Below are 7829 nucleotides of genomic sequence, written 5' to 3'. Positions count from 1 at the left end.
AATGGCAATACGATTCTCCTTGATTTCATATACCACCGGAGGAATATGGGGAATCAGATATTCCTTGTCTTTCCCTTCCACTGAAAATACCAGGTTCGCTCCGGTTTCAATCACTTCCTTCACTTCTCCCAGAAGCTCTTTTCCCTCAATATAGACTTCCATTCCGATATAATCCCCAAGGAAAAACTCATTTTCCCCTAAAGGAAGAGCCTGCTCTCTTGGAATCATCAAAGATACGTTACGATATTTCTCCGCCATTTCCACAGAGTCAATTCCCTCTAGCTGTAAAAGCAGGAATTCTCCTTGAAAGCGAACGGACTTGATTTTTCTGCTTTCAGAAAAGGAAGTATCCCGAAGTCCCTGACTTTCTCTTCGTAAAATCAATTCCTTTAATTGGGTAAAGCGTCTCGGTTCCTCCGTTGTGGGATAAACCTTCATTTCCCCTTTTAAACCGTGGGGCTTCAAAATCGTTCCTACTCGTAGCTCTTTTAACATCTTTCCTCCCCTAGCGTGAAGAAAAGGTATGCCCTAAGACATACCTTCCCCTTACTGAATATCAATGGATATTCTGAGATTTTGCTTGGATGCAGCAGCATTCATGACAGAACGGATCGCCTTGGCGATACGACCTGATCGTCCAATCACCTTTCCCATGTCCTGCTCATTTACGGAAAGAGTCAGGTGGATTTCTCCCTCCTTCTCTTCCATCTCAGCATGAACATCTTCAGGAAACTGAACCAATGCCTTTGCAATGGTTTCCAGTAATTCCTTCACGACAGCATCCTCCTTTGAAATAAGACTTAGATGTCAAACTTCTTCAGAAGTCTTGCAACAGTTTCTGTTGGCTGTGCTCCGTTCTGTAACCACTTCTTTGTCTCTTCTGCGTCTACCTTAAATACTGTTGGCTCCTTGGTTGGATCATAGTATCCAAGCTCTGCAATGAACTTACCGTTTCTTGGGCTTCTGGAATCTGCCACAATAACACGATAGTAAGGTGCGTGAATCTGTCCCATTCTTCTTAATCTGATCTTAACTGCCATTTCTTTTCTCCTTTGTGTGTGTTTAGATAAATTTATTTCTACAGACTAGCTGTTGAAATGCTACATAAAATGCTTGATGAAAATGCAAGTTTCCTATCCTTTAGAATACAAACCGCCTATTCTTTAGTAGGGGAGCCTACCTGTTCTTTAGAAGGGAAATCCATCTTTTTTTAGAAGGGAAATCCGCCGCCTCTTCCGAAGGGATTCTTGCCCATTCCCATTCCCGGGAAGCCTCCGTGCTTTCCCTTCATGGAACCGCCAAACTGCTTCATCATCTTCTGCATCTCTTCAAACTGTTTTACCAGCTTGTTGACTTCTGCAATATCCACCCCGGCTCCCTGGGCAATTCTTTTCTTTCGGGAGGGGTTCATAAGCTTCGGATTGGCTCTTTCCTTAAAGGTCATGGACTGGATAATGGATTTTACCTGCTTCATCTTCTTCTCGGAATCCTCCAGATCAATCCCCTGCATAGCCTTGTTCATACCGGGAAGCAGCTTTAAAATTCCTGCAATTCCCCCAAGCTTTTGCAACTGATTCATCTGATCCAGGAAATCATCATAGTTAAACTGTCCCTTGGACAATTTCCTAACGGATTCCTTGGCCTTTTCCTCATCCATTTCGCTCTGGGCTTTTTCAATGAGGGAAAGTACATCTCCCATTCCCAGAATTCGACCTGCCATACGGTCCGGATAGAAGGGCTCTAAATCGGAAAGCTTTTCTCCCATACCCAAGTAGAGAATAGGCTGTCCGGTCATGGCCTTAATGGATAAGGCAGCTCCTCCTCTGGTATCTCCATCGCACTTACTGAGGATTACGCCGTCGACTCCCACTTCCTTACTGAAGCTCTCAGCAACATTTACCGCTTCCTGTCCGGTCATGGCATCCACGGTAAGGATGGTCCAGTCAACAGGTACAGCAGACTTCATCCGCTTTAGCTCTTCCATCAAAGCATCATCAATCTGCAATCTTCCGGCGGTATCCAAAATCAAAAGGTTATAGCCCTTTACCTTGGCCTCTTCATAAGCCTTCTTTGCAATTTCCTCCGGCTTAACCTGATTTCCCAAGCTAAAGAAGGGGATAGAAAGCTTTTCCGCATTGACACGAAGCTGTTCAATAGCCGCCGGTCTGTAAATGTCGCAGCCTACCAGTAAAGGCTTTCTATGCTGCTTTTGGAACTTTCCTGCAAGCTTTGCCGCAGTGGTGGTTTTTCCGGCTCCCTGTAAGCCCACCATCATCAAAACCGTGATCTCACTTTGAGGGCGAAGCTTTAGCTCCGTATTCTCTTCCCCCATCATCTTGGTCAGCTCGTCCCGAACAATCTTAATAACGGTCTGAGCCGGACTTAAAGAGGAAAATACCTCTTCTCCGATGGCGGATTCCTTGACCTTGGCAATGAAATCCTTTACCAGCTTGAAGTTCACGTCTGCTTCCAGCAAAGCCATTCGAACTTCCTTTAAGGCAAGGTTTACATCCTCCTCGGAAAGCTTTCCCTTTCCGGATAAATTTTGAAATATATCACTTAAACGATCGGATAAACTTTCAAATGCCATGAATGATTTCTCCTGCTAATGCTTTGATTTCCGCATCCCGTGCCTTGCTCTGAATTTCTTCCGCACAACGCCGTATACTGAGCCACTTTTCTGCCAGGTGAAGATTCTCTTCGATGAACTTTAGCTTTTCGTCAGCCTTTCGAAATACCGCCTGGGCTGCCTGCCTGGTGATACCCATTTCCAAGCCAATCTCCGTAAAGCTCATGTCTTCCAAAATATGGTATTCATAAATCTGTCTTTGCTTCTCCTTTAACAGGCCGGAATACAGCAAAAACAGGTTTCCCTTCTCCACAAATGCTTCCATACTTCACCTCACGATATAGTAAAATAACAAAAAAGGCTCCCGCTGTCAAGCGTTTTTGTTGACAGCAGGAAGCTTTGCCTTAATGCAGGTCAAAAATATCTTCAACATATCGCTTGGCATCGAAGCGCTGTAAATTTTCCACTTTTTCCCCGGTGCCCATGTATTTTACCGGAAGGCCCAGTTCTGCCTGTATGGATAGGGCCATACCGCCTTTCGCGGTGGAGTCCATCTTACTTAAGATTACGCCGGTAACCTGGCTGCATTCTTTAAAGAGCTTTGCCTGGCTCATGGCGTTCTGGCCTGTGGTGGCATCCAAAACCACCAGAGTTTCTCTGTAGCCTTCCGCAAATTCCCGGTCAATGATGCGGTTAATTTTTCCAAGCTCCTGCATCAGGTTTTTCTTATTGTGCAGTCTACCTGCGGTATCAATAATCAAAACATCCGCATTTTTTGCCTTAAAGGACTGGAGGGCATCGAAAACCACTGCCGCAGGGTCGGAGCCTTCCTTTTGGTGAATCACATCCACCCCTACACGGTTTCCCCATTCCACCAGCTGCTCAATGGCTCCGGCACGGAAGGTATCCGCCGCCGCAAGGATAACTTTCTTCCCTTTTTTCTTTAAATGATAGGCAAGCTTTCCGATAGAAGTGGTTTTTCCTACGCCATTTACGCCGATGACGGAGATAATGCTTTTCTCCTGTTCAAAGGCATAATAGCCTTCTTCCACCATCATTAAATCCAGAATATAGTCCTTTAGAATCTTTTGCACATCCCGGGTGAGGTTGACTCCCCGCTGATTGGCCTCATGCTTTACCGCATCAATAATACGCATGCAGCTGCTATAGGAAACGTCACTGAGAATCATGGCCTCTTCCAGCTCTTCATAAAAGGCCTCATCAGCTACCTCATTGGATTGAAAAATATTATTCAGTATTTTGGTAAAAAAATTTGCCATAACGCCTCCTTATTGCAATTGGTCTTCTACAAGATCCACGGATACCAGGGTGGAAATCCCCTTTTCCTGCATGGTAACACCGAAAAGTCTATCTGCCCTTTCCATCGTTCCTCTTCTATGGGTAATGACAATAAACTGGGTGTTCTTAATCAAATGATGCAAATACTCCGCAAAGCGTACCACATTGGAATCATCCAATGCCGCCTCTATCTCATCCAATAAACAGAAGGGAGAAGGCTTTAAACTTTGCAAAGCAAAAAGCAGGGAAATAGCGGTAAGCGCTTTTTCTCCTCCGGAAAGCTGCATCATATTTTGTAATTTCTTTCCGGGGGGCTCCGCTACGATACGAATACCGCTTTCCAGCACATCCTCTCCCTCTTCCATTTCCAGTCTTCCCTGTCCTCCGCCGAATAGAACACGGAAAACCTTGTTAAACTCCACTTGAATCTTGGAAAAATTTTCATGAAACTGCTTCCGCATTCCCCGATCCAGGTCAGCGATAATCTCCTGCAAAGATTTTTCGGAAGTAAGAAGATCCTCCACCTGCTTATGCAGAAAGCTGTAACGCTCCGAAACCTCTTCAAATTGCTGAATACTGTCCAGATTTATGGGGCCAAGGTTCCGGATATTCCCCTTCATTTCCTGAATTTCCTTGGAAAGCGCAGGATCTTCGCAAAGCTCCTCCCGGTAATACTGCTTCACCTCGGAGAACTGCAGACCGTACTCTTCCAAAATATACTGGGCGGACTTGGCGCTTTGCTCCTCTAATTTTTCCTTTTGATTTTCCAGACGAAGAGCTTCCTTTTCCTGATTTAACTGAGCCTCTGCAAACTTCTCCTTTTCCGCAAAGTATGCTTTTTGTTTTTCGGCAATCTTTTGCTTCTGCTCCTGAATACTTTGCAGGCTTTCCTTTCTATCGGAAAATGCTTTTTCTCCATCGGAAAGCTTTTCCTGCAGCTTTAGAATTTCCTCCTCCTGATGCAATACGGATTCCTTTGACTGCTTTTCCGCCTCTTCCAGATCAAATTTTTCCGCAAAGAGTTTTTCCAAAGCATCGCTGTAGCCATGCATCTGCTCCGTCAGAAAATCCGTTTTGGTGGACAGGGTTTGATACTCTAACTGCATCTTCGCCTGTAACATAAGCTCCAGTTCAGAAATCCCCTTCTCCTGTTGATGTCTTTCTTCTTCTTTCGTGGAGAGCTCCTGTTCCAGCCTATTGCAAGCCTTCTCCTTCTCCACTACAGACTTCCTAATAGTGTTGCAGACTTCCTTTCCCTTCTCAATGCTCTCCTTAAGTTCTTCCATCTCTCTTTTTCTTCCCATAAGAGAGGAATTATTCTTATAGGCACCTCCGGAAATAGCTCCCCCTGCCTGTAAAAGTTCTCCTTCCAGAGTAACTATCCTTAGGCTATGATGATATTTCTTTTCTAAGCTAAGAGCCTCCTCCATGCTTTTCACCAAAAGCACTCTGGATAAAAGATAATTTTCTAAGCCCTTACAGGAATCCGGAACCTTAATCAAATCTGCAAATACCCCAATCACTCCCGCTTCCTTTTTTAAACTATCATATTTTTCATCTCTGTTTTTTCGAAGAGAAGGCAGAGGAAGGAAACTGGCTCTACCCTGCCTCTCCCTTTTTAACTTTTCAATCAATCGTTTTGCAGTGCCTTCATCTTCACAAACCAATTGTTGCAGACCGGAACCAAGGACCATTTCCAGCGCCAACTCATAGTCTTTGGGAACAGAAATCAGCTCCGCCACCACGCCAATCAGACCTTTTTCCCTAGCCTTTTCTCTCATACAGAAGCGAACCGCATTACCGAAGCCCTCATAACGCTCTGCAAGATTTTCCAGGTTCTCAAGGCGAAGGCTTTGATTTTCCACCGCCCTCTCCTGAACAGCCAAACGACTCTTTTCGGATTCCAGCTCCTGTCTTTTTTCCTGCAATTCCCGGGAGAGCCCCTGCATACTTTGGAGTAAAGACTGAAATTTTTCCCGGGCTTTTTTCAGCTCCTCCTCTTTTTCCTGAAAGGCTAAAAACTGCTCCCCAAGATTTTCTTCCTCTTCCCCAGAAAGCTTTGGTGCTTCTTCAAAGGCAAAATTGTTTCCGAAGCAGTTTTGAATGGTTCTTTCCGCTTCCTTAATGGTGGAACGAATAAAATCAATGTCCAGCTGAACTTCTGATTTGTCCTTACTAAATGGGAGCAAAGAGCTAAACTGCTCCTGCATAGCAAATAAAGTAGCCGCCAAATCCTCCATCTTTCCAAGAAGCCGGCTACTTTCCTCCTTTAGCTTTTCAATTTGTTCCTGAAAATGCTTTTTACTGCTTTCTTTTCCGGAAATATCCTCTCGAAGCTGAGAAATCCGGCGTTCTATCTCCGCCTTTTCCGACAGATACTCTTCTTCCCGCTGTCGAATCCTCTGTTCCTCCGCCTCTAAGGTGTCCCCCTCCCTTTCCATTGCTAAAAAGGCTTGGGTTAAACGATTCTGTTTCTCTTCCTCTTCTTTTTGAAAATAGCTTAAATTCTCAATTTTTTCCGCTAATTCCTCTAATCCTTTCTCCGCCTCCTTCATTTCCAGAAGGAAAAGATTGGCTTCATAAAGTAAGAGCTTATCTCTAAGCTGTAGATAATTCTTTGCCTTTCCGGACTGTCTCTCCAATGGTGCCAGCTGCTTTTCCAGCTCAGAAAGAATATCCTGAATACGCTCCATATTGGCCTGTTCTTCTTCCAGCTTTTTCTGGGAAATGTCCTTTCTTCTTTTGAACTTAACAATTCCCACCGCCTCATCAAAGAGAGCCCTTCGCTCTTCCGCCTTTCCGGACAAAATCTTATCAATCTGCCCCTGTCCGATTAGGGAATAGCCTTCTTTTCCGATTCCGGTATCATAAAAAAGCTCGTGAATATCCTTTAAACGGCATTCCGCATCATTTAAACGATATTCCGATTCTCCGGAACGATACAGTCTTCTACTAACGGTAATTTCCTCATAGGGAAGATTTAAGGCATGGTCTACATTGTCAAAGCACATGCTTACATAGGCATAGCCCTGGGCTCTTCTTAAGGCAGTTCCTGAGAAAATAACATCCTGCATGGAATTTCCACGAAGCTGTTTTACCTTCTGTTCTCCCAAAACCCAACGAACCGCATCAGAAATATTGGATTTTCCGGAGCCGTTAGGCCCTACAATCCCGGTAATACCGGGAGAAAATTCCAAAACAGTTTTATTGGCAAAGGACTTAAATCCTTGAATTTCAATAGACTTTAAATACATCCCCTGTTTCCACCTTTATTTTTTCTAATGCAAAATAGGCAGCCGCCTGCTCTGCCTTCTTTTTGGAGCTTCCCTCTCCGATGCCGTACACCTCTTCATTTACCTTTACGGACACCTTGTAAAAACGCTGATGAAAGGGACCGCTTTCCTCCAATAAATCATACTCCAGAGGATAATGTTTTGCCGTACAATACTCCTGCAACATGGTTTTCGCATCCTGGAAGAGGGTTTTATGCTCAATATCGGATAAAACCTTTCCCCGAACAAAGCCTTCCGCCTTTTCCATACCGCCGTCAAGATAAATGGCACCAATCACCGCTTCCAAAGCATCGGATAAAACGGAATCCCGAAATTGAATCCCCTCTCTTTCCTCTCCCTTTCCTAAAAGAAGATAAGAAGAAAGCTGCAGCGATTTTGCCACCACAGCCAGAGCCGATTCACATACCAATGCCGCCCGAAGCTTAGTCATCCGCCCCTCCTGAATCACCGGTTTCTTATGGTAAAGAAGGGTACTGGAAACCAGCTCCAACACCGCATCCCCCAGAAATTCCAGCCTTTGGTTGGAGGCCTCCTTGGGATGCCCCATCTCATTGGAATAAGAGGGGTGGGTTAAGGCGTGCAATAAAAGCTTCTGATCTTGAAAGTGGTACCCCAAATCCTCTTCCAGCTTGGAAAGAGAAGGAGTGCTGCCCATGTTTTCCATCATT

Annotated in this window: 8 protein-coding genes; all 8 read right to left on the bottom strand. The window is 44.8% G+C overall.

Translation table 11 applies throughout. The features are described 5' to 3' along the window. Positions 1-495: ribosome maturation factor RimM (gene rimM / locus RYL27_RS03630; protein ID WP_314965308.1), on the bottom strand; the 495-nt coding region annotated here is incomplete at its 3' end. Positions 496-546: 51 nt separating this feature from the next. Beyond that, a complete protein-coding gene (locus RYL27_RS03625; RefSeq protein WP_007156146.1) occupies positions 547-774 on the bottom strand; it encodes a KH domain-containing protein in 228 nt (75 codons plus the stop codon). Positions 775-800: 26 nt separating this feature from the next. Next, complete coding sequence (gene rpsP / locus RYL27_RS03620) at positions 801-1040, bottom strand: 30S ribosomal protein S16 (RefSeq protein ID WP_007156147.1); 240 nt, start codon at positions 1038-1040, stop codon at positions 801-803. A gap of 170 nt (positions 1041-1210) precedes the next feature. Next, positions 1211-2590: a signal recognition particle protein gene (ffh, locus tag RYL27_RS03615; RefSeq protein ID WP_314965305.1), complete on the bottom strand. Its 1380-nt coding sequence runs from the start codon at positions 2588-2590 to the stop codon at positions 1211-1213. Next, positions 2580-2894, bottom strand: coding sequence for a transcriptional regulator (locus RYL27_RS03610; RefSeq protein WP_308580126.1), 315 nt, complete (start codon positions 2892-2894; stop codon positions 2580-2582). Before RYL27_RS03610 ends, ffh begins: the two co-directional genes overlap by 11 nt. Before the next feature lie 79 nt (positions 2895-2973). Next, positions 2974-3849 carry a signal recognition particle-docking protein FtsY gene (gene ftsY / locus RYL27_RS03605; RefSeq protein ID WP_007156150.1) on the bottom strand — a complete coding sequence of 292 codons (876 nt, stop codon included), beginning with the start codon at positions 3847-3849 and terminating at the stop codon, positions 2974-2976. Positions 3850-3858: 9 nt separating this feature from the next. Further along, the gene (smc, locus tag RYL27_RS03600) at positions 3859-7122 is read right to left on the bottom strand and encodes a chromosome segregation protein SMC (protein WP_314965301.1); all 3264 of its coding nucleotides are present in this window, start codon (positions 7120-7122) and stop codon (positions 3859-3861) included. Continuing rightward, a complete protein-coding gene (rnc, locus tag RYL27_RS03595; RefSeq protein WP_314328080.1) occupies positions 7103-7828 on the bottom strand; it encodes a ribonuclease III in 726 nt (241 codons plus the stop codon). Before rnc ends, smc begins: the two co-directional genes overlap by 20 nt. Position 7829: the final 1 nt, after the last annotated feature.

This window comes from Oribacterium sinus, assembly GCF_963537195.1.
Lineage (GTDB): Bacteria > Bacillota > Clostridia > Lachnospirales > Lachnospiraceae > Oribacterium > Oribacterium sinus_A.
This window is presented reverse-complemented; position numbering and strand designations above follow the sequence as displayed.